Origin of the sequence: Streptomyces sp. NPDC058092, from assembly GCF_042884935.1 — a bacterium.
Classification (GTDB): Bacteria; Actinomycetota; Actinomycetes; order Streptomycetales; family Streptomycetaceae; genus Streptomyces.
The window spans coordinates 1-22,802 of the sequence record NZ_JBHVSY010000040.1; the positions used below are offsets into that span (position 1 = coordinate 1).

Consider the following 22,802-nt stretch of genomic DNA (forward strand, 5'->3'; position numbering starts at 1 on the left):
TGCGGTGGAGCCATGAATCCCACCGCAAGACCGCACGAGCCAACACCGTCGAGGACTACATCGCAGCGTAATCAACCGGCCACCCGACAGGCTCTTAGGCGGGGATTCCGGCTGACGGCCCCGAGTGCCTGCCGGCCCGGGGTATTTCGACGTCAAGGCGGCCAATCACTTTGCGGGCGGCTTCCGCGAGTTCGGGCGGGCCTTCGACGGTGAAACGGCAGTTGAAGGTGACCAGGAAGCCGATGAGCGCCGACCACGACCAGGCGCCCATCTGAATCCGGGTGATCCGCTCGTCGATCGCTTCGAAACGTGCCGCGCCCGGAGCTCATTTCGCCACCAGTGTCGCGGGACACTCCATCAGTACGGTGCCCCAGCAGGGCCAGGCGTCGGGGGTATCACCGCGATCGGTTTGGCTGTGGACGAAGCGGGTGATGTCCGCCTCGGGAACCTCCCGCTGGCCGAATCGCCAAGCGGTGAGGACCAGGTGTCTGATGCGGTCGAGCCGGTAGCTATGCCAGGAGTTCCTGTGCTGGTCGTAGGCCACCATGTACCAGCGTCCGGACCAGACGACGAGCCGGTGGGGTTCGGCCAGGACCTCGCTGTCCTCCACCGGGTCGAGGTTGATGGACCGCCGACTTGGTCAGCGGCATGTGGAGGCTGGGGCCGGCGGGTCCGCCGTCGTTGAGCAGCAGCGGGCCGACGCGGTGGGCGGTGTCGGTGGCCCTCAGGCGAGATATGGCGACGGTGATGGTGCGACCGCCGGGGGCGGCGCAGTCAAGCGGCACGGTGATGTCGGCACAGTCGGCGCCGGCGGCGTCCAGCTTCTGGCCGAGCTCGTCGCCGGCGCCGAGGGCGCAGGCGGCCCGGTGCGCCGTACGCACCAACACACGGGGAACACGCGGACAACCGCACCCGCGGAGCCTGCGGAACATGTCTGACGGCTCGGCCCGTCCGGTACGACCGGACGGGCCGAGCCGTTCGCTGCGCTCAGGAGCCGCTGCCGTAGGCCGTTCGGGTGTTCGCCGACCAGGTGTCAATGTGGCGTAATCGGTCTCTCGTACGAGAGGTCATACCAAAGCGGGACGAATGGTGGGCAAGTTCGACAACTGCCCGTCGCGCCTGCGTGATGGACGACTACCGTGTGTGCCCGGCGGTCAACGGTGGGCTCATGCCTTGCGAGCCTGCCGGACCGATGAACCGAGCCTGACCAAAACCGTAGGTGCCACCGCATGAACGCCGATTCCTGGTGCGCCACGTACCGAGGACACTGATGTCTCAACTTCGCGCACCCGAAGAGCGACCGGAACGCCGAGAGGGCGGCCGGCACGGCCGACCGGGTGCCCGTTCCCACTCGGCCACGGCCAGGCCGCGCGCCGCCCAGCCGTCCCCCGAGGCGCGTATACGCCCCCAACTCCTGCGCACCGCGGTGCTGCCGGCCGTCGCCACGGCGCTGAGCGGAGCCGCAGCGGTCATCTTCACCGTCCGCTCCACCGGAGCCCGGCCGTCCACCGAACTGTGGATCGGGCTGGGCGGGGCCGGCGCGCTGGCCCTCGCCGCCGTGCTGGCCGCGTATCTCGCGGCCAACCGCGTCGCCACCACCGTCTTCGGCCGCTGTCTGGCGCTCCGCCGCGCCAGCGCCCGCGGCCAGGCCGAACTGCAACGGGTGGTGGAACAGCTCCGCAACGGCGAACCCGTGCCCGCACGGCGGCCCGCGCAGCCCGCCGTTCCCGGCAGCGACTCCTTCGAGCTGCTCGCGCAGGAACTCGACCGCCAGCAGGAAGTCGCCGTGGCCGCGGTCGTGCAGGCGTCCCGGCTCTGCGACCACACCGGCGAGGACCAGAAGGTCGAGGTCTTCGTCAACCTCGCCCGCAGGCTCCAGTCGCTCGTCCACCGCGAGATCCAGCTGCTCGACGAGCTGGAGCACGAGGTCGAGGACCCCGATCTGCTCAAGGGCCTCTTCCACGTCGACCATCTCGCCACCCGCATCCGCAGGCACGCGGAGAATCTCGCCGTCCTCGGTGGCGCCGTCTCCCGGCGGCAGTGGAGCAACCCGGTCACCATGACCGAGGTCCTGCGCTCGGCGATCGCCGAGGTCGAGCAGTACCCGCGGGTCAAACTGGTACCGCCGATCGACGGCACACTGCGCGGACACGCCGTAGCCGATGTGATCCATCTGCTGGCCGAACTGGTCGAGAACGCCACGGTGTTCTCGGCCCCGCACACCCAAGTGCTGCTGCGCGCCCAGCAGGTCACCGCCGGGCTGGCCCTGGAGGTCGAGGACCGGGGCCTCGGCATGCCGGGCAATGAGCAGAAGCGGATGAACGCCCTGCTCGCCGACCCCGACCAGGTCAACGTGGCCCATCTGCTCCAGGACGGGCGGATCGGCCTGTTCGTCGTCGCGTCGCTGGCCCGGCGGCACGGCATCGCGGTCCGGCTGCAGAGCAACATCTATGGCGGCACGCAGGCCGTACTCGTCCTCCCGCAGTCCCTCCTGGGCCTGGACGGTGACGTTCCGGCCGGGGGCGACGCGGCCCCCGTCCCGCCCCCCGGTCCCGTGTACCGGCCACCGGCCGAGGGCGCCACCGGCGGCCACCGCAGGCCGAACCCGGACCGGGGTCTCGGTCCCGGGCCCGACCGGGGTTCCGCCCCGAGTCCGCAGCCGAGCACCGACCGCCAGCCCTACGTCCCCAGCCAGCCGCTGCGCCTGCATCAGCCGGCCCAGCAGGCAGGACGCCAGGGCGAAGCCCCACCGCTCCCGTTGCGTGCGGAGCGCCTCGACCGCCCCGCCCCGGCCGAGGCCGGTCCCGGGAACCGGGGCACCGACGACGCACCCGAGGCACTTCACCCCGAGCCCGGCGTGGTACGCGGCACCATGGCCCGCCCCCAACTCCCGAGGCGGGCCCACCAGGAGCACCTCGTCCCACAACTCAGGGAGGCACCGGCCCCACGCAGCGAGGACGAACAGGCCCTGCACGACCCGGGAATCATGGCGGCCTTCCGGCGCGGCATCGAACTCGCGGAGGCCCGTACCGAATCCGAGGCGGACACCGCCCAGGCGGCGGACACGAGCCCCGGAACGGCGCCTGCCCCGCAGGCCAGGCAGCCCCGGGCCCCGCTCGAACCGCTGCCGGTACGCGGACTCACGGCAACCGTCGCCCCGTACCCCCGGGCCCAGGCCCCGGACACGAACGCGGCCGGGACCAGCGACCCCCTCGAAACGAACACCTCCAAGGAGTAGATGCACCATGGCGACCGATATGCCGTCCGGTCAGGTCTCGGACCTCGACTGGCTGCTGAGCGGACTGGTCCAGCGCGTCCCGTACACACGCAGCGCAGTCCTTCTCTCCGCCGACGGGCTGGTGAAATCCCTCCACGGCATGGACGCCGACAGCGCCGACCACATGGCGGCGCTGGCCGCCGGCCTGTACTCGCTCGGCCGTAGCGCCGGCGCGCGCTTCGGTGACAGCGGCGACGTACGCCAGGTGGTCGTCGAGCTCGACTCGACGCTGCTGTTCGTCTCCACCGCGGGCTCGGGCACCTGCCTCGCCGTCCTCGCCGGCCGTGAGGCGGACGCGGCGGTGCTGGGCTACGAGATGACGATGCTGGTCAAGAGCGTCCGGCCCTACCTGATGACTCCGGCGAGACAGACGGCCGGGGCCCCGAGCACCACGGGGCTGTGAGGGTGTCGGTTCCGCAGGACACGCCGTTGCTCGACGACGCGGCCGGCCGGCTCATCCGCCCGTACACCGTGAGCAACGGCCGGACCCGTCCGACGGCCGTGCTCGATCTGCTCTCCCTGGTGATGGCTACGGGGACCGAGCCACAGGTCCCTCTCGGTCCCGAACACTCCGTCGCGCTGGGGCTGTGCGGCGGCCCCACCTCGGTGGCCGAGATCGCCGCCCATCTGCGGCTGCCCGCAGTCGTCGCCAAGGTGCTCGTCTCCGACCTGGTGGACTGCGGAGCAGTCACCGCGCACCCGCCCGCCTTCCATGACATGCCCACCGACCGATCTCTGCTGGAGGCAGTGCTCGATGGCTTACGACGACAGCTCTGACGGCTTCGGCAGCCCAGCCGCGTACGAGAACAGCGCACGCCCCGAAGGCTTCGGAAGTCTCGGAAGCCATGGAGACCACGGAAGCCACGGGAGCCGTGGAAACCACGGCTGTCCGGAAGGCTATGGCGGTTCCGGCGGTACGTACGGCTCCGACAGTTCCTATGACTCCGACGGTTCCTACGGCTCCGATGGTTCTTATGACGCGGGCGGTTCCTACGGCTCCGGCGGTTCCTACGGCTCCGGCGGTTCCTATGACGTCGTCGGCGGCGGCCATGACTCCGCCGGGCCCGACGTCTCCGAGGGCTTTCCCGTCGCGCTCAAGGTGCTGGTGGCAGGCGGGTTCGGTGTCGGCAAGACGACCTTCGTCGGCGCGGTCAGCGAAATCGCGCCGCTCAGCACGGAAGAGCTGCTGACCCAGGTCAGCGCCGCGACCGACAGCCTCGACGGCATCGAGTCCAAGACCTCCACCACCGTGGCGATGGACTTCGGCCGCATCACCCTCGACGAGAAGCATGTGCTCTATCTGTTCGGCACCCCCGGCCAGGAACGCTTCTGGTTCATGTGGGACGAGCTCTCCCAGGGCGCGCTGGGAGCGGTCGTGATCGCGGACACCCGCAGGCTCGCGGAGTGCTTCGCCGCCGTCGACTTCTTCGAGCGGCGCGGCATCGGTTTCATCGTCGCGGTGAACGAGTTCGACGGCGCCTACCGTTACGGCCCCGAGGAGGTACGGGCCGCACTCGATCTGGGACCGGACGTGCCGGTCGTGCTCTGCGACGCCCGGATCGCCAGCTCCGGCACCGGGGCCCTGGTCACATTGGTCCAGCACCTGATCAACGTCACTTCCGCCCCGGCCCCGTTGACCGCCTTCGGAGCCCGCACGTGACCCGGCATGCCGCCGGCCGGCTGCTGCTCACGCCCGTCGACCGCGACGCCCTCGTCCGTACCCAACGGCTTCGGACCCTGGGCCTGGTGGAACGTGCCGACGCCTCGTTCGACAACTTCGATGCCTTCGCCGACCGGGTCGCCGAAGTGACCGACGTGCCCTTCTCGATGGTCAACTTCATCGACGGGAACCGGCAGTTCTTCGCCGGACTGCACACCCCGGCCGGCACGCACAGGGGCTCCCACCTGGGCGCCACGGCCGCGGGCAGTGGCCGCGCCGGCCGGTACGTGGCCCTCGACCGCGGCTACTGCCCGCATGTCGTCGTACGGCGCAAGGCGCTCGTCCTGGAGGACGTCTGCGACTACCCGCGGTTCGCGGGGAATCCGGTGGTCGACGACATAGGCATCCGCTCCTATCTCGGCGCGCCCCTCATCGATCGCACGGGCATCGCCCTGGGCGCCGTATGCGCGGTCGACACCGTGCCCCGCCCGTGGGGCAGGGCGGGGCTCGACACGATCAAGTCCCTGGCGCGGGAACTCGTCGGGCACATCGACCGGCGGGAGGGGTACAGCATCGGCAGCTGACCGCGGTCAGACCTCGACCGTCGTACCGTCCAGGAACGTCAGTACCACCGACTCCGACCCCGCCCGCACCCGCACCGAGTCGCGCAGTGCCGCCGGATGCACGGTGTCCCGGGAGAGGGCGACCAGCGAGACATGGATGCTCCGCCCGCCCGGGTGCGGTCGGCTGCGCAGATACGGGATCGCGGAGCGCGGACCGTACGCGTTGGACTGGACGTCACGCGCCACAGCGGCCCCTTCGGCACCACCGTCCCAGCCGTACAGCGCGACCAGGGCGCTGCTCAGACCGTCGGCGGTACGGGCCAGCGCCCAGTCGGGACCCGACAGGGCGAACGGACTCTCCGCGTGAGCGACCGCGTGACCGCCCTCCCGCACCACCGCACCCTCGGGCGCCTCGACCCGGTGCACCCGGATCTCCCACGGGCCGTGCAGCACACTCGTCGTCTCGATCCGGTACGGATGATCGTCGCCGGGCAGCCGGGCCGCGTACCAGGAGGCGGCGACGCGGTCCTCGCAGCGCAGCGGATGGATCCGGCGGCGCAGCGACGGGGTGCCGTCCGGGGCCACAAGTGCCAGATGGCCGTCGATGGAGCGTGCCACGGCGTGCGGAGCGGCTTCGGGGGCCGTCGCCGTCGAGTAGGCGAACTTCGCGTAGTGCGGGTCCTCCGCGCCCTCGGACGGGTCGGCCGTCTCGTCGTACGGCGGATTGTGGTCGCTGCCGTGATTGATCAGCCGCACGATGCCGTCGTCACGGGTGCCGTGCAGCAGCCAGCCGGGGGCCGGCAGCGCGGTGAACCGGTCGGACTCCTCGATGGGCAACGGGAGTTCACGCGACGTCCACACCGGATGGCTCGCCGGGAGCAGCAGCCCGAGGAAACCCTTGCTCGCCCAGTACGGCGAGGCGGGACCGGAGTACGGCTGGGTGCTCGGCAGGAACGTGTCGTACCAGCCGAGAGTCAGCAGCCCCCGCTCGTCCGGCACACCGCGCTCCGCGAAGTGCCGCATCGTGCCCGAGGCGAGCCGGCGCGTCAGCCCCGGCGCGAGCGGGGTGCAGTCGGCCAGCGCCCCCATCCACACCGGTGCGAGCGCGGCGAACCGGTACGTCAGTGAGCGGCCCTGATGGACCGGCGCCCCGTCGGAGCCGAAGAAGTGCGGATAGTCCTCCAGGAACCGGCTGAGCCGCTGCCGGTAGACCTCGGTGCGGCCTCCGTCGTCGGGACCCGCGATCCGGGACCACAGCAGCGGGTACAGATGCATGGCCCAGCCGATGTAGTAGTCGAAGTTCCGGCCGTCCCCGTCGGTGTACCAGCCGTCACCGACGTACCAGTCCTCGATCCTGTCCAGATTGCTCTCGATGTCCTCGCGGCTGTACGGGGCGCCGACCGAGGCGAGGAACTGCTCGGACACCACCTGGAAGAGCCGCCAGTTGTTGTCCCAGGTACGCCCGCCGACGAACCCGGAGAACCAGTCGACGACCCGCTCCTGCACCCGGGCGTCCAGCCGGTCCCAGATCCACGGCCGGGTCTCGTGCAGCGCGACCGCGACCGATGCCGCCTCCACCATCTGCTGCGAACAGTCCGTCAGCCGCGGCCACGCCTCCCCGCTCCCGGGATCCGTGCCCGCGGCCAGGCCCACCGTGTACCGCTCGATCAGTGCGGGGTCGACCGCCCCGCCCGCGCCCGCTATCCGGCAGGCGGCGAGCAGGAACGACCGGGCGAACCCTTCGAGACCGTCCGAGACGACGCCCGACCAGCTGGTGCGGCCCGGCAGCCGGTACTGCGCGAAGCCGGGTGTCGCGTACGGCACCAGCGCGTCCAGCATCCGGTCGGCCGTCGCCTCCCAGTGGGCCCGGGTCCAGCCGGTACGGGACGACAGGACCCGGTCGGGCGGCGGCAGTTGCAGATGCGGTGCGACGGACATGGTGGTGCTGCTCCTCGAAGGGGGTATGCAGGGGTGGGGTTACTGGGTGAGTTCGGCGCGGTGGGTGTGGCCGCGCGAGCCACCGACGGCGACGGTGAGGACGGGCCTCGGGCCCGGGACGAGGCTCACCGAGTCATCGGCGTCCACCACCGACCGTACGCGGAACGGCAGCTCGACCGAGAGCGTGGTGAGCGTCCGTCCCGGGTCGGCGACCGCGACGCTGACGCGCGCGCCGTGGCGCCGCACGAGCACCGACGCGGGGCCCGACGCGGTGATCCCGGCCGCTGTCCCGGCGCCCCAGAAGTTCACCGCGGTCAGTCCCGCCCGGCGTACCTCCACGGCCTGCGCGGTGGCGTCGTTGGCGACGATCCGGACGGGCCCGGACCGCGACCAGGCGGCGGTCGCCGCCGCCGACGCGCCGGGCAGCAGCACGTAGGCGTAGTGGGCGTCGGCGGGGGAGGAGCCGTGGTCCACCCAGAGCGTCAGATAGCGGCGGGTGACGGGATCGGCGCTGCCGCCCGTGTCCGACCCGGAGCCGATGTCCTGCCAGGTGCCGGTGCGCTGTTCACGCAGGGCGTGCAGGGCGGTCCCGCCGGGGAACACATAGCCGCCCACGCCGTCCGCGTGCGCCCACCGGGCTCCGTCGAACTCGTGGGTCCAGCCCTGATCGACGGGCTGCCGGACGCCGTCGACCAGCAGCCGGTGGCTGCCGTCGGCGCCCAGGTTGCGGTTCTCCACGATCGTCTCGACCCGGCGGCCGTCGCTCGCGGTGATGCCGGCACCGAGCGCGATCACCGCGTTGTCCAGCAGGAACCACGACTTCCTGGTCCGCAGGGTGGTGCCCTGGGCGCCGATCACCTCCATCGCGGCCGCCACGTACCTGCCGTCCAGCACGGCACCGCCCGCGACGGCATTGGACGGACGGTAGGTGGACGTGCCCGCGCTCGTGCCGAGATCGGTGCGCTGCCGGGTGTCGACCGTGGTGCCGGGGAGCCGGTACGGATCGACGGTCGGCCAGAAACCGTCGTTGAACTGCCGCAGATCGTCGCCGTCGTACAGATACGTCATGCCGTCGCCGGTGTACCAGCCGTGCAGGTTCTCGCCGTTGCCCGCCTCGTACGCCGAGACCCGCTTCGACGACAGCGACAGCGCGCAGGCCCAGCCGGGGCGGCGGTGCACCACACGGTCCATGTCGGCGAAGACGAAACTGCCGGTCGTACGCGCCTCGGCGGGAACGGTCCCGTCGTTCAGGACGGCCTTGGCCAGGGCCAGTTGGGGCAGTTTCGCGAGGGTCTCGAAGGGGGTGGTGCGGTTGCGGGTCAGCCAGCCCTTGACCAGTGCCCGCCAGCGCCCCGCGTACTCGGCGGGTGCACCGGACGCGAGGAGCAGGATCGCCGCGACGGCCGCCGCGCCGTCGCGGTGGTCACCGGCGGCTTCCCGGGAGATCGCCCGGCCGCGCACCGAGTCCATCATCAGTCCGTCGAAGATCACCGGGGTGAAGGACCGCTCGACGGCCTCGTACACCACCGACACCTTCGGATCGGCCACTGCCCACTCGGAGCCCGCCAGCAGCGCCAGCAGATAGGCGGTGCCGCTGAGCAGCACGACGCCGTACGTACCGGTGTAGGCGACCACATCGTGCTGGATGAACGACCCGTCCTGGTAGAAGCCGTCACCCGACGTCGTGTACCGGAAGAGGCTGTTGCGACCGGAGTCGCGTACGTCGGAGAGTGCGTCACGGGCCGAGACCAGCTTGGCGGCGTCCCGCCCCAGCAGCCCGCGCAGCGCCACGATGACGGCCTTGTCGGTGCGGTTCGCGCCGGTCTCGGACAGCGTGGGGGAGTTGGTACGACGGTCCGCGTTCGGGCAGAACCGGTCGACGACCGCGAGATAGTCCGTCAGATCGGCTGCGGGAAGCCGGTCGCGCAGGATGACGGCGCAGTCCATCAGCGCACGCGGAGCACCGATCTCCCAGAACCACCAGTTGCCCGTCTCGCGCTTGGCCGGGTTGTACGCGGTGTCGTGGCTGAAGCGCAGCGCGGCGACGAGGGCGTCCGCCACCTGTGTGCTCCCGGTGAGGGAGGTGCCCTCGGTGGCCCAGGCGGTCGCGAGGGTGCGCAGCCGCGTATAGCTCTGGCCGAAGTTGCCCGGGTCGGTGAGGGGCGAGAGGTCGGACCAGAGCGCCGTGCGTCCGGCGCTGCGGTCGAGGGTGTCCCACAGGCCCTTGGCCGTGGCGTCCAGTGCCGCGACAGCGGCCGTGAAGTCGGTGTCGGCGGGGTCGAACCCGCCGCCGGTGAGCAGCGTTTCGGCCCGCTGGAGCAGAGTGCCGAAGTCGGCGGTGGCCGCGGCTTCGGCCGATGCGGCCGCGACCGGACGGGCCTGCGCGGCGCCGGCCGATGTCAGGAGCGTCGTCGCGGCCGTGACGGCGGTGGCGCTGCTCGCCGCGAGGAGGGTTCTTCTGCTGAGGTTCACGGTGAACTCCCTTTCGTTGCGGTCAGTCGGCCAGCGCGGACGGATCGACGGGCGGCTTCGGCAGGTTCAGCGCGGCCAGCTCGGCCTTGCCGGTGGCATCGATCGGGAACGCCCAGGTGTTCACGAAGAAGTCCGTGAGGTCGTAGCCCGCGACACGGCTGGAGTACGTGGCGAGGGCCCGGTAGCGCTTGTCGTTCTCCGTGTACTGGGACTGCGGGTTCTCCTCGCGGACCAGCTTGTGCAGCCGGGGCCAGAAGTCGTCGCCGAAGGCCAGCTCCAACTGGCGCAGGGGGACGAGTTTCTCGTACGCACCGAAGGACTTCTCGTACGTCAGCCCGGCCGTGCCGAACTTGCGCTGCGCGGACTGGAAGTAGGTGAGCCCCGTCTTCGGATCGACCGTGAGGAGGTTGGACGGCTGGTTCAGGGTGCGCTGCGCGGCCAGCGAGTAGATGTTGACCGTGACCTCGGTCAGTCCGCCCGGCTTGTAGGCGAACTGCTGGTGCAGATGGCCGAGTTCGTGGTAGAGCCCCCAGCCGCGGGTCCGCAGCCCCTCCACCGTCGTGGCCCGGTCGAGATAGGCCCGCGGGAAGCCGTTGTAGCCGTGTGTGGCGTAGGCGCCGACACCGGCCGGGACCTTGCTGACCTCGGTGAAGTGGTACGGGCCCGCCTTGCGCCGGTGCACCGGCTTCGAACCGTCCAGACCGCTGATCCGGGCGTGCGAGTCGATGATCGTCTCGACCAGCCCGAGCAGCGCCGCATGGTCCTCACTGCGGTGGAGCAGCGCGCCGTCGCGAGTGAGCGTCATGATCGTGTGCGGTGCGTGGAGTTCGACGTACGGCGATGCGGTGAGCGTGTCCAGCTGCCGCTGGTAGTCGGCCTCCGTGGTGCGACCGAGCGCGAAGACCGGCATGGGGACGGCGCCGGAGCGGACCAGCACACCCGCGCGCTCACCGCGGCCCGTCAGGGTGAGGTAGACCGGGCCGCCGTGCGGGTCCGTCACCGTGTTCGCACCCGCGGTCAGCGGATAGCTGCGGGGCTCGGTGACCTCGCCGTAGTAGTCCCAGGCACCGATCCAGAGGGTGGGCAGCAGGTCGTCGTACGGCTGGACGGTGAGGGAGAGCGGGGCGCCCGCCGGAACGTACAGGCCGGTGGGCTGGAACTCCGAGCCGCGCAGGGCCTGTCCGAGCCGCAGCCGCTCGGCCTCGGCGGCGGGCCGGGCCGTCAGGGTCACCTCGACCGGGCGGGCACCCGGCGAGGCGGCGACACCGGCCGTCGCGGCCCGGGCCGGGCCGGTACCGGCGCCGAGGGCGAGCGCCGCTCCGGCTCCGGCCGCGGCGGCGAGAACGGAACGCCTGCCGACGGGGGAGGCGTTGGCGGAGCGGGTGGTGGAGGAGCCGGCGGAGTCTGCGGAGTCGATGGGCATACGCATGCGGAACTCTCCCTGCAGAAACGAGTGAGGGGCGAAGCGTGCGGAACGGTGCTGCTCGGCGTCAGCATGTAAGCGGTTGCTATCGACCCGCAAGAGGAGTCGGGAAGTTACTGTGATTTTCTATGGCCAACTGCGGACAGGCGGGAAGCAACCGGTCACATGCGGGCGGGGCGTCCCGGCCGTGGTGCAACGGAATCGCGTACCACGATGTGCGTGCCGAGCCGCAGCGCACCTGTCGTCGGCTCGCGCCAGTCGTCCTCGTCGTCGCCGGTCACGGCGAGCCGTACCGCCTGGCGCCCCATCTCCTCCAGCGGAATGTGGACGGTGGTCAGCCGCGGCCGCAGCTCCTGGGCCACCGGGATGTCGTCGTACCCCACCAGGGACACGTCCTTCGGCACCCGGACCCCGGCCTCCTCCAGGGCCTGCGCGGCGCCCGCAGCCACCATGTCGTTGGCGGCGAAGACCGCGGTGAAGTCCGGCCCGTCCCGCAGCAGTTCGGCCATCCGCCGGTACCCGAAGTTACGGCTGAAGGCGCCGGGCTGGACCAGCTCGGGGTCCGGGGCGATGCCGCGCAGCCGCAGGGCCCGCTGGTGCCCGGCCAGCCGGTCGCGGGTGGTGGACAGCCTGGGCGGGCCGCCGAGATAGAGGATCCGCTCGTGCCCCTGCATCAGCAGGTGGTCGGTGATGGCGAAGGCGCCGCCCTCGTTGTCGTACTCGACCGCGACGGTCGGGGCCTGCTCGCCCAGCGGCGACCTGCCGCACAGCACCAGCTTCGATCCGCCCGCGTCCAGCTCTCGCGCCCGGCGGGCCAGCTCGGTGGTGTAGCCGCGGTCCGCGAGGGAACCGCCGACCACGACCACCGCGTCCGCCCTGCGCTCATGCATCAGATCGATGAACGCCAGCTCGCGCTGCGGGTCGCCCTGGGTGCAGCAGACCAGGCACAGCCGGCCGCTGAGCGCCGCCTCCCGCTCCACGCCGCGCGCGATGTACGCGTAGAACGGGTCGATGACCTCGTTGACGATGATGCCGACGGTGCGGTTGGACACCCCGGCCAGCGCACGGGCGTGGGCGTTGACGACATAGCCGAGCTCGCGCATCGCGCTCTCGACCCGCTCCCGAGTCGCTTCGGCGACCGGGTAGTTGCGGTTCAGTACGCGGGAGACCGTGGCCGTCGAGACGCCCGCGCGCCGCGCGACATCGGTGACCGTCGCGCGCCGTTGTCCGTCCGCGGCTGTGCTCTGCCGGCGCATCCGGCTCACCCCCTGGTGACTGTTGTGTGACGCCGAGCCTAGTGCCCCTCCCGGCAAGCTCTGCCCCGTCGCGCCGCCCATCACGCACGCTCGCGGCGTTGGCCAAAAGCCCTGGTAGCTCCGCTACAAAAGCTTCCGGCCGCCTTGCGATCGCACGCACTGGACGACGCTCCTTCCGGGCGGACATTGCCGGTCATGGCACCGGCCTGCGCCGGGAAGGGGCTCATGCGATCCTCCCCAGGTCGGCCCGGTGCACCGGGTGGTCGAACGGCGCGCCCCGCGCATACCGCGTCAGCTCATCCACTGCGAGCGCCCCGAGCCGTCCCACCTCGTTGCCCTGGGCGCCCGCGAGATGCGGGGTGAGGAAGACGTTCGGCAGGTCCCACAGGGGGTGACCGTCCGGCAGCGGCTCCGGCGAGGTCACGTCGAGGACGGCGTCCAGCCGCCCGCTGACCAGGTGGCCGGTAAGCGCCTCGGTGTCCACCAGGGGGCCCCGGGCCGTGTTGACGAGGAGGGTGCCGGGGCGCATCAGGCCGATCCGCCGGGCGTCGATGATTCCACGGGTCTCCGGTGTGTCGGGGGCGTGGACGGTCACCACATCGCTGGTCGCCACCAGGGTGTCCAGGTCGGTCGGGGTGACACCGAGCAGCTCCGCCTCGGCCGCGCCGACGTACGGGTCGTACAGCAGCACCTCGGCGTCGAGGACCCGGAGCAGTTCGATGACCCGGCGGCCGATCCGGGACGCCCCGACGACGCCGATGGTCAGGCCGTGCGTGCCGAGCCAGTGCTGGCGGTCGAGGTCGGCGCCGGTGCGGTGGGTGCGCCGGGTGCGGAAGAGCCCGGCCAGCGGAAAGACCCGCTTGGCGCCCATGATGATCGCCGCCAGGGTGAACTCGGCGACCGGTACGGCATTGGCGGCGGCGGCCGAGGAGACGACGATCCCGCGGTCGAACGCGGCCGGGGACAGAAACGTCTTCACCGTGCCGGCTGCATGGATCACGGCGCGCAGCGCGGGTGCCCGGTCCAGCAGCGCGACGTCGACGGGCGGGCAGCCCCAGCCGGTGAGCAGGACCTCGGCGGAACCCAGCGCCGCGGCGGCGTCCGGGGAGTCGAACTCGCTGATCACGGACGGGTTGAGGAGGTCGGCGGTCTCCTCGAGACGAGCCCGCACCGGTGGCGGAAAGACGTCGTCGAGCAGTCCGGGGCTCATGGCCAGGACCGTGCGCGGCCGTCGCGGGGGCGGTGCCGCAGCATCGCTACCGGAATGAGCCGGTGCCTCTTCGGTGGTTCGCACCCTGCCTCCGGATAGTAATCGCGTTCTATGGAATGACCGGCACGCTAAGGAGCGCGATGGCCGACCGTCAAGCTCGCGGCCGCCCCAACTGTCCATTTGGCGCGTATTTTTGTTGATTCGTTGGGCTGGTTTTGATGGTGAGGACATCGCGTCTCAACGACATTTGCCCGGATCTCTTGACGCTTGGGTTAACCGCTTACTAACTTGCGGCTCCAGAAGGCTCACCATGCGCCACCCAGCCGAACAGGACGCACCATGGCTGAAACAGCACCCCCGTTGCCGCGGGAGAAGCGGCGGCAGAAGGCTGAAGCACCCTCCCCGCCCGCTGCCCAGACCCTCGTCGCCCAGCACCGGCTGACGCTCCGGCAGCGGATCAAGCGGGACCGGGTGATGCTGCTGCTCACCCTGCCCGGCCTGCTGTATTTTGTCGTTTTCCACTACGTACCGCTGCTCGGGTACGTGGTGGCGTTCCAGGACTACCAGCCGTACCTCGGCTACATGCACAGCGTCTGGGTGGGGTTCGCCAACTTCTCCGCGGCGTTCGGTGAGCCGGCCTTCTGGTCCGCGACGTTCAACACCCTGGAGATCGCCCTCGTCCAGCTGGTGTTCTTCTTCCCGATCCCGGTCGCCCTGGCCCTGCTGCTCAACAGCATCGCCAGCGACCGCATCAGGCGCTTCGTGCAGAGCGTCGTCTATCTGCCGCACTTCATCGGCTGGGTCATCATCGTCTCGATCTTCCAGCAGATCCTGGGCGGTGCGGGTCTCCTGCCCGACGTACTCGGCGGCCTGGGGCTGCCGCGATACGACATGATGAGCGACCCCAACGCCTTCCCCTGGCTGCTGACCCTCCAGGTGGCCTGGAAGGACGCCGGCTGGGGCACGATCATCATCCTTGCCGCGCTGCTGAACATCGACAAGCAGCAGTACGAGGCCGCCGCGATCGACGGCGCGGGCCCCCGGCGCCGCTTCTGGCACGTGACCCTGCCCGGCATCGCCCCGGTACTCATCCTGCTGCTGATCCTCAACCTCGGGCAGATCCTCTCCGTCGGCTTCGAGCAGATCCTGCTCCAGCGCGACGCGGTCGGCCCGGACGCCGGTGAGGTCCTCGACACCTACGTCTACTACCACGGCATCAAGGACAACGACTGGGGCGTCGCCGCCGCCGTCGGACTCGTCAAGGCGGTCATCGGCACCGCACTCGTCCTGGGCGCCAACAAGTTCGCCCACCGACTCGGCCACGAAGGGGTGTACCGCGGTGCTGACCGCTGAGAAAACGCGCGCCACAAGCGAATCCACCGCACCGGCGCCCCGCCCCGCCCCTGCCCGGAAGTCCGACGGCCGGCCCCCGTGGATGGAGCGGCCGACCCGCATCGGGCAGACCGCCAAGGCGATCGCCATCGTCGTGGTCGTCCTCGCCGTCGCCTACCCGCTGGCCGGCGTCATCGGTACGAGCTTCGCCTCGCAGACCGACATCATCAAGAGCTCCGGCCTCGTCCTGTGGCCGGACCACCCCACCCTGGACGCCTACCGCACCATCTTCACCGGCGGAGTCGTCACCCGGGCGCTGATCGTCTCCGTCGGCATCACCGTATTCGGCACCCTCGCCAGCCTGCTCGTCACCGTCGGCATGGCGTACGGACTCTCCCGCCGCGATGTCACGGGCTCCCGCTTCATCCTGATGACGGCCCTGTTCACGATGCTCTTCAACGCGGGCATCATCCCGAACTTCCTGCTGGTCAAGGGACTCGGCCTGTACGACACCTACGCGGCGCTCGTCATGCCCACCCTGGTCAGCGCCTTCAACCTCGTCGTCCTGCGGTCCTTCTTCATGAACCTGCCGGAGGAGCTGTACGACGCCGCGAAGGTCGACGGCGCCGGTGACTTCCGCATCCTGGTACGGATCGTCCTGCCGCTGTCCAAGGCCGTCCTCGCAGTGATCAGCCTCTTCTATGCGGTGACGTACTGGAACGCCTTCTTCAACTCGCTCCTGTACCTCAACGACTCCGACAAGTGGCCGCTGCCGATGGTGCTGCGCACCTACGTCCTGCAGGGCCAGAGCCTGAACGCCGCCTCGGCCGGCGAGGTCCTCGCCCCGCAGCAGGCCGTCCAGATGGCGGTTCTTGTGATCGCCGTCGTGCCGATCCTCTGTGTCTACCCGTTCCTCCAGCGCTACTTCACCAAGGGCGTACTCACAGGCGCCGTCAAGGGCTGAGCGCAGCCACCCCCCACTCCTTCCTTCCCCTCTCTCAAGGAGATTCAGGTGTCGAGCTCCACCCCCATCAACCGCAGAGCACTGTTCCGCATGGGTGCGGGCGTCGGTCTGGGACTGGCCGCCGCCCCGCTGCTCGCCGCTTGCGGCGACGGCGGCACGACCGCGAAGGCGGAGGCGAAGAGCGCCTCGCTGCTCCCGGACACCGCGGTCCGCAACATCGGTCTCAAGCCCGACCTGGCGGGCACCGCCGCCGGTGTTCCGCAGGGCTACTTCAGCTACCCGGCCAAGCCGCTGCGGGCCACGAAGGGCACGCCGCTCAAGGGTGCCAAGCCGATCAGCGCGACGATGGAGACCTTCTCCCCGCCGCCGCCCGCCCGCGGGAAGAACGCAGCCTGGCAGGAGATCGAGAAGCTCCTCGGCGGCCAGGTGAACATCACCGCCGTCCCCGCAGACGACTACGGCACCAAGTTCTCCACCATGGTCGCGAGCGACAGCCTGCCCGATCTCTTCATGTATCCCGAGGTCGGGGGCGTCGACAACAAGGCGGCCTTCCTCCAGGCCAAGTGCGCCGACCTGACTCCGTATCTCGCGGGGGACAAGGCCAAGGACTACCCGAACCTGGCCGCGATCCCGCAGGGCGCCTGGCAGGCCGCCATTTTCGGCGGAAAGCTGTACGGCATCCCGATCGCCCGCACCGGTACCGGCGGCGCCGGCTTCTACCGCCACGACCTGTTCGAAGAAGTCGGTGTCACCAGCCTCGACCAGATCACAGACCTCGACAGGTTCGTCGAGGTCTGCAAGGAGCTCACCCGGCCCAAGAAGGACCAGTACGCGATCATCGCGGGCGCCACCACCATGCTTGCGATGTCCGCGGGCGCGCCCTACTACTGGCGGATCGACGCCAAGACGGGCAAGTTCACCACCGACCTGGAGACCCCGGAGTACCGCAAGGCAGTGGAGACGGCCCGGCTGCTGTACAAGGCGGGCTGTTTCTATCCGGGCACGCTTCAGATGTCCGGGGCGCAGAAGGCCCAGTACACGGACATGTTCAAGAACGGCAAGGGCGCCTACGTCTACGACGGCATGCCCACCTACCTGGCACCCGGCGTCGGCTACATCGCCTCCATGCAGGCGATCGACAAGAAGTACGACCCGCGCCCCTTCGTCCCGTTCGGCAAGGACGCCATCGCCTGGATGGACAACGTCAAGCTGGAGAACACCCATGTGAAGAAGGCGTCCGGCGACCGGGTCAAGGAGATCCTGGCACTCGCCGACTTCGCCGCCTCCCCGTTCGGCAGCCAGGAGTACACGCTCATCAACTACGGCGCCGAAGGCACGGACTTCACCCGGGACGCCAAGGGCAACCCGGCCCTCACCAAGCAGGGCACCCAGGACGTCACCGTGCCGTGGAAGTTCATGGCCTCCGCCGTCCCCGCCGTCTTCAGCGCCGACTCGGAACAGGGCGTCCGCCACGTCCACGACGCCTTCACCAAGATGATTCCGATCATGGAGCAGGACCCGACGCTGCAGTACTCCTCGCCCACCTGGGACTCGAAGGGATCCGGCAGCCTCTACACGTTCAAGCAGGACGCGCTCAAGGACATCATCGCGGGCCGTAAGCCCATGTCCGCCTACGACCAACTCGTCAAGGACTACCTGGCCAAGGGCGGCGAGCAGGCCCGCGGCGAGTTCGAGGACGCCTTCCAGAAGGGGAAGAAGTGACGACGCGACGCTCGGCCCTCAGACTCGGCGGCGCGGCGGTCGCCGCAGCTGTCGCCGTACCCGCACTCGGCTCGCCCGCCATCGCGCAGCCGCACGGCTTCGACCCGAAGCCCGGCTCCGACGGCGTCGGCGACCCGCTCTTCCCGACCCTCGGCAACGGCGGCTACCAGGTCGTCCACTACGACCTCACCTTCGATTTCACCCCGGTGACCTACGACTTCACCGCCCTCGTGAAGATCAACGCCAAGGCCACCCAGGACCTCTCCGCCTTCAACCTGGACACCGACGGCCACACCATCGACTCCGTCAGCGTCGCCGGCCGCCCCGCCGGCTGGGAGCTCTCGCCCGGCAAGAGCGGCCAGGAGTTCACCATCACCCCCGCCCGTCCGCTCCACAACGGGCAGGCATTCGCCGTCGAGGTGCGCTACCGGGGCAACGGCAAGGCGCCCCGACTCGGTCTGACCGGCTGGAAGTTCGGCACCGACGGCGGCTTCGCCTCCGCCGCCCAGTCCTCCCGCGCCGACACCTTCCTGCCCTGCAACGACACCCCGTCCGACAAGGCGACGTGGACCTTCCACATCAGCGCACCGCAGGGCTATGTCGCCGCCGCCAACGGCGAACTGCTCCACAAGACCCCGCGCGCCGACGGCTCCACCGTCTGGCACTTCGCGCTGCGCGAGCGCATGGCGACCGAACTCATCGGCATCGCCGTCGTCAAGGGCACCTATCTGTACGGCACCAGCCACCGCGGACTGCCGCTGCGGCACATCGTCCCGCAGGGCCAGGAGGACAAGTACGGTCCGATCGTCGCCCGTACCGCGGACCATCTGGCCTGGCTGGAGGCGAAGTTCGGCCGCTACCCATTCTCCGTCTACGGTGTCCACATCTACGACGGCTACACCGACGCCCTGGAGAACCAGACCCTCTCCCTGTTCTCCACCAACTGGTTCAAGCTCAACGCCAACGGCCAGCCCGGCTACGAGACCACCATGGTCCACGAGCTCGTCCACCAGTGGTTCGGTGACTCCGTCACCCCGAACGACTGGCAGCAGGCCTGGCTCAACGAGGGCCCCGCCGTGTACTACGCCGGCCTGTACGGCGAGGAGCGCGGCTGGTCGGTCTTCGAGGACAAGATGAAGGCCACTTACGAGAAGCTCGACGCCGTCCGCGCCACCGACGGCCCGCCCGGACTCCCGAAGGCGCTCGGCGGCACCAATATCTATGACGGTGGAGCACTCGTCCTGTACGCCCTCAGCCTTCAGATCGGTCAGCGGCAGTTCGACCGGGTCATGCGTGAGTGGGTGAAGCGCTTCAAGGACTCCACGTACACCAGCGAGGCCTTCATCCGGCACACCGTCGACGTCACCGGCGACCCGTCCCTCGACCCGTTCCTGCGCGACTGGCTCTTCGGAGCCGTGAACCCGCCCATGCCCGGCCACCCCGACTGGAAGGCCTCCGCATGAACCGCCGAACCCTGAACGTCGTACGAGGAACCGCCGCTGCCGCCACCGCCGGCTTCCTGGCCGCGCTTCTCGCCGCCCCGAGCGCCCAGGCCGCGCCCGGCGTCCGCACCCTGTACGCGGCCCCGGACGGCGACGGCACCTCCTGTACGGTCGCCCGCCCCTGCACCCTGGAAGGCGCCCGGGACCAGGCCCGCACCGAGACCGGGCGAGACGTCCGCGTGCTCCTGAAGAACGGTACGTACCAGCGCGACGAGCCCCTGAAGCTCGGCGCCGCGGACTCCGGGAAGGACGGCCGCACGGTCACCTGGACCGCGGCCCCCGGCGCCCGCCCCGTCCTCTCCGGCGGACGGGACATCACCGGCTGGCGGCAGAACACCGACGGCACCTGGACCGCCGACGTCCCGTCCGGCGTCACCCCCCGCCAGCTCTTCATCGACGGCAGGCGCGCGACCCGCGCCCGCGGCGAGGCCTGCGCGGCGAGCACCTGCGACGCCACGAAGACCGGCATGACCGGCGCCACCGCCACCGGGATCGCCCGGTGGCAGCGCCCCACCGACGCCGAAGCCGTCATCCGGGTCCGCTGGCGCAACTACCATTGCCGGATCGCGGGCGTCAACGGCGACATCATGACGTTCGCCCAGCCCTGCTGGACGAACTCGGCGAGCGGTACCGACCGCACCGGGCCCGCCTGGGACACGACCACCGTCGACTCCACCCGCTACAGCGGCGTCGCCTACTTCGAGAACGCCCCCGAACTCCTGGACCAGCCGGGCGAGTTCGTGTGGAACTCGAAGGGCCGCTCCGTCACCTACCTGCCGCGCAAGGGCGAGAACATGCGCCACGCGCGGGCCATCACCCCGCACACCGAACAGCTGCTCGTCGTCGACGGTGCCCACGACGTCACCGTCAGCGGGATCGGCTTCGCGTACGCGGCGTACCGCCGGCCCGGCACCGACGAGGGCTACGCGGGCATGCAGGCCGGTCTCACCCTGACCGGAGCCACCGGCCCCGTCGACCACGCGGGCCGCTACTACACCAAGCCGTCCGCCGCGGTCACCGTCCGCGGCGGACAGCACATCAGCATCGACAACGCCCGGTTCAGCCGGCTCGGCGGGGCGGGCGCGATCCTCGAAGCGGGCACCAAGGACAGCTCCCTGACCCACTCCACCTTCACCGACCTGTCCTCGGGCGGCGTGTACGTCGGAGACACCGAACCGATGCCCGGCGCGGCGCTCGCGGGGGAGCGGAACACCATCGCGTACAACACCCTCACCCGCACCGGCGTCGAATACACCGACGCGGTGGGCATCTGGGCCGGTTACGAAGCCGAGCTGAGCATCGACCACAACAGCCTCGACCACCTTCCGTACTCCGGGATCTCGGTCGGCTGGGGCTGGAACCAGCCCGAGGCCCACAAGTCCGTCCTGCGCGACAACAAGGTGACCGGCAACCGCATCACCAACGTCATGGAAGTCGCACAACAGCAGCACGACGGCGGCGCGATCTACACCCAGGGCGCACAGCCGGGCACGGTCGTCTCCGGCAACTACATCAACCGCTCCGCCTTCGGCAACACCGAGCGCGACGGCAATGGCATCTACCTCGACGAGCAGTCCTCGCACATCGTCGTCGAGCACAACGTCATCACCCGCATCGGCTACAAGTGGGTCTCCAACTGGGCGGATTACGGTATCCAGAACACCGCCCGGGGCAACTGGACCGACACCGCCGCGCCCGCCCTCGGCGGCACGGGCTCGGTCATGACGGACAACCTCACCGGCCTGGACCGGCTGCCGGCCAAGGCCCTCGCCGTCGCCGCCCGGGCAGGCGCCCACGGTGGCCCGGTCGAGCAGCTGCGGACCGACCTGGCCCGCACCGGCACGGCCACCCAGTCCTCCACCGAGGGCACGGCGGCCGCGGCGCTCGCCCTGGACGCCGACACCAACACCGACACCCGCACGCTGTCCGAGGCGGGCGCCTGGTGGCAGGTCGACCTGGGCGGCGAACAGCACATCCGCCAGATCGAGATCTGGAACAACTCCGCCACCACCACGGCCGACTTCGATGTCGTCACGGACGACGCGACGGTCCACATCAGCGGGAAGGCACTGCGCCCGACCGTCCTGAACCTGGACAGCCGGACCCGCACGGTGAAGATCGTGACCTCGGGCACGGGACGCGTGGCACTGTCCCAGGTGCTCGTCCACCCGTAGGGCAGCTCCCCAGGGCCCCTCGGCCCCAGCCCCGGACGCCGCCGGTCATCCGACCGGCGGCGTTCCCGTGCTCGCCCGGACCACTACCTCGCCCGCCACCCGCACGACCCGGGCTCGCTGCCCCGCGGACCGCTCCCGCAGCGCCAGCGCGATCACGTCCTCGCCCATCGAGGTCAGTGGCAGTGCCACCGTGGTGAGCGCCGGTGACAACTCCCGTACCAGCGGGATGTCGTCGAAGCCCGCGAGCGAGATGTCCTCCGGCACCCGCAGCCCCTCCTGCCGCAGCGCGGCGAGCGCACCGACCGCCATCACATCGGTGACCGCGAACACACAGGTCGGCCGCGGCCGGCCGCGGGCCAGCAGCCGGCGGGCCGCCGCGTACCCGCCGTCGCGGGTGAACGCGCCCTCCACGACCAGGTCGAGTCCGATCCCCGCCTCCGCGAGCCCTTCCCGGAAGCCCGCGAGCCGGTCGGAGACCGTGGTCAGCGCGGGCGGCCCGGTGAGCACCGCGAACGTCCGGTGCCCGAGCCGCACCAGCGTCCGGGCGAGCGCGGCCGCCCCCGCCCGGTTCTCCGGCTGTACGGTGTCCACCCGCAGGCTGCGGTGCCGGCTGACGACCGCGACCCGCCCGCCGCCCCGTACGTACGGCGCCAGTTCGGCATCCATGGCCCGCTCCCACGCCCGGTCCTGGAACCCGGAGCCGATGAGCAGGATCGCCCGGGCGCGCTGGGCCCGCAGCATCGAGACGTAGGCGATCTCCCGGGCGGGCTCCCGGAACGTGGAGGCCAGCATCACCAGCAGATCCTGTTCGGCGGCGGCCCGCATCACACCACTGGAAACGGCGGCGAAGTAGGGGTCGCTGACGTCATGGCAGATCACGCCCACCGTACGGTTGTTGGTGGCGTTCGCGAGTGCCTGTGCGTGCGCGTTGGGGATGTAGCCGAGCCGGTCCGCCGCCGCCCGTACCCGCTCGCGCAGATCGTCGCGCACCCTGGCCGTGCCATTGAGAGCGCGCGAGGCGGTGGCGGGGGAGACGCCGGCCTCCCGGGCCACGGCGTCGAGCGTCACATGCGCCGCCGCGCGAGGGGCGTGGCGCGGTCCGCGGTGGTGCGGTTCCGGGTGGTGCGGTGTTCCCCATTCACTCAAGTCGACCCCCAAGGGCGCGGTGGTGGAAGGCGCGAAACTTGTCGACGACCTATTGACCGTGCGTGCAGGCAGTCATTAGCGTGGCCAAAACCTTATCAGAAAGCGCTTTCTGAAAGCGTCTTCTGAAAGGGCCTTCTCGTCATCGCAGGATCGTACAGGTCTC

At 70.5% G+C, this 22,802-nt stretch carries 17 protein-coding genes and 1 pseudogene; 10 read left to right on the forward strand and 8 right to left on the reverse strand.

The window, feature by feature from the left end:
- Nucleotides 1-325: 325 nt before the first annotated feature.
- Both ACFVV1_RS38205 and ACFVV1_RS38210 read right to left on the reverse strand, forming a co-directional pair.
- A complete protein-coding gene (locus ACFVV1_RS38205; protein ID WP_389999498.1) occupies nucleotides 326-610 on the reverse strand; it encodes a WYL domain-containing protein in 285 nt (94 codons plus the stop codon).
- Between the two features lie 43 nt (nucleotides 611-653).
- Nucleotides 654-881 (reverse strand): annotated as a pseudogene (locus ACFVV1_RS38210) (alpha/beta hydrolase); the annotation flags it as partial.
- A gap of 389 nt (nucleotides 882-1,270) precedes the next feature.
- Here ACFVV1_RS38210 and ACFVV1_RS38215 point away from each other — a divergent pair.
- From ACFVV1_RS38215 to ACFVV1_RS38235, 5 genes are all read left to right on the forward strand, one after another.
- Entirely contained in the window at nucleotides 1,271-3,238 is a 1,968-nt protein-coding gene (locus ACFVV1_RS38215; protein WP_389999501.1) for an ATP-binding protein, read from the forward strand.
- Between the two features lie 7 nt (nucleotides 3,239-3,245).
- Nucleotides 3,246-3,680 (forward strand): roadblock/LC7 domain-containing protein, encoded by a 435-nt coding sequence (locus ACFVV1_RS38220; RefSeq protein WP_389999504.1) that lies wholly within the window; start codon nucleotides 3,246-3,248, stop codon nucleotides 3,678-3,680.
- Nucleotides 3,681-3,682: 2 nt separating this feature from the next.
- Nucleotides 3,683-4,054: a DUF742 domain-containing protein gene (locus ACFVV1_RS38225; RefSeq protein WP_389999507.1), complete on the forward strand. Its 372-nt coding sequence runs from the start codon at nucleotides 3,683-3,685 to the stop codon at nucleotides 4,052-4,054.
- A 322-nt stretch (nucleotides 4,055-4,376) separates the two neighbouring features.
- Nucleotides 4,377-4,937, forward strand: a complete 561-nt coding sequence (locus ACFVV1_RS38230) for an ATP/GTP-binding protein (protein WP_389999595.1) — start codon at nucleotides 4,377-4,379, stop codon at nucleotides 4,935-4,937.
- Nucleotides 4,934-5,521 carry a GAF domain-containing protein gene (locus ACFVV1_RS38235; RefSeq protein WP_389999510.1) on the forward strand — a complete coding sequence of 196 codons (588 nt, stop codon included), beginning with the start codon at nucleotides 4,934-4,936 and terminating at the stop codon, nucleotides 5,519-5,521. The genes ACFVV1_RS38230 and ACFVV1_RS38235 overlap by 4 nt, the downstream gene beginning before the upstream one ends.
- 6 nt (nucleotides 5,522-5,527) lie before the next feature.
- On the opposite strand, the gene ACFVV1_RS38240 is transcribed toward ACFVV1_RS38235, so the two are convergent.
- The 5 genes from ACFVV1_RS38240 to ACFVV1_RS38260 form a co-directional block, all read right to left on the reverse strand.
- On the reverse strand, nucleotides 5,528-7,438 hold the full coding sequence (locus tag ACFVV1_RS38240) for a DUF2264 domain-containing protein (RefSeq protein ID WP_389999512.1): 1,911 nt from the start codon (nucleotides 7,436-7,438) through the stop codon (nucleotides 5,528-5,530).
- A 39-nt stretch (nucleotides 7,439-7,477) separates the two neighbouring features.
- Nucleotides 7,478-9,910 (reverse strand): polysaccharide lyase 8 family protein, encoded by a 2,433-nt coding sequence (locus ACFVV1_RS38245; protein WP_389999514.1) that lies wholly within the window; start codon nucleotides 9,908-9,910, stop codon nucleotides 7,478-7,480.
- A gap of 22 nt (nucleotides 9,911-9,932) precedes the next feature.
- Nucleotides 9,933-11,333, reverse strand: coding sequence for a M60 family metallopeptidase (locus ACFVV1_RS38250; protein WP_389999597.1), 1,401 nt, complete (start codon nucleotides 11,331-11,333; stop codon nucleotides 9,933-9,935).
- 161 nt (nucleotides 11,334-11,494) lie between these two features.
- Nucleotides 11,495-12,589: a LacI family DNA-binding transcriptional regulator gene (locus ACFVV1_RS38255; RefSeq protein ID WP_389999516.1), complete on the reverse strand. Its 1,095-nt coding sequence runs from the start codon at nucleotides 12,587-12,589 to the stop codon at nucleotides 11,495-11,497.
- Nucleotides 12,590-12,812: 223 nt separating this feature from the next.
- Nucleotides 12,813-13,799 (reverse strand): hydroxyacid dehydrogenase, encoded by a 987-nt coding sequence (locus ACFVV1_RS38260; protein ID WP_389999518.1) that lies wholly within the window; start codon nucleotides 13,797-13,799, stop codon nucleotides 12,813-12,815.
- Between the two features lie 339 nt (nucleotides 13,800-14,138).
- On the opposite strand from ACFVV1_RS38260, the gene ACFVV1_RS38265 reads away from it, so the two are divergent.
- The 5 genes from ACFVV1_RS38265 (at nucleotide 14,139) to ACFVV1_RS38285 (ending at nucleotide 21,493) form a co-directional block, all read left to right on the forward strand.
- Nucleotides 14,139-15,152 carry an ABC transporter permease gene (locus tag ACFVV1_RS38265; RefSeq protein ID WP_389999520.1) on the forward strand — a complete coding sequence of 338 codons (1,014 nt, stop codon included), beginning with the start codon at nucleotides 14,139-14,141 and terminating at the stop codon, nucleotides 15,150-15,152.
- Between the two features lie 82 nt (nucleotides 15,153-15,234).
- Entirely contained in the window at nucleotides 15,235-16,095 is an 861-nt protein-coding gene (locus ACFVV1_RS38270) for a carbohydrate ABC transporter permease (RefSeq protein WP_389999599.1), read from the forward strand.
- 48 nt (nucleotides 16,096-16,143) lie between these two features.
- The gene (locus tag ACFVV1_RS38275) at nucleotides 16,144-17,817 is read left to right on the forward strand and encodes a hypothetical protein (protein WP_389999523.1); all 1,674 of its coding nucleotides are present in this window, start codon (nucleotides 16,144-16,146) and stop codon (nucleotides 17,815-17,817) included.
- Entirely contained in the window at nucleotides 17,814-19,280 is a 1,467-nt protein-coding gene (locus tag ACFVV1_RS38280; RefSeq protein WP_389999526.1) for a M1 family metallopeptidase, read from the forward strand. The genes ACFVV1_RS38275 and ACFVV1_RS38280 overlap by 4 nt, the downstream gene beginning before the upstream one ends.
- Nucleotides 19,277-21,493 carry a right-handed parallel beta-helix repeat-containing protein gene (locus ACFVV1_RS38285; protein ID WP_389999528.1) on the forward strand — a complete coding sequence of 739 codons (2,217 nt, stop codon included), beginning with the start codon at nucleotides 19,277-19,279 and terminating at the stop codon, nucleotides 21,491-21,493. The genes ACFVV1_RS38280 and ACFVV1_RS38285 overlap by 4 nt, the downstream gene beginning before the upstream one ends.
- A gap of 45 nt (nucleotides 21,494-21,538) precedes the next feature.
- On the opposite strand, the gene ACFVV1_RS38290 is transcribed toward ACFVV1_RS38285, so the two are convergent.
- Nucleotides 21,539-22,561: a LacI family DNA-binding transcriptional regulator gene (locus tag ACFVV1_RS38290; protein WP_389999530.1), complete on the reverse strand. Its 1,023-nt coding sequence runs from the start codon at nucleotides 22,559-22,561 to the stop codon at nucleotides 21,539-21,541.
- Nucleotides 22,562-22,802: the final 241 nt, after the last annotated feature.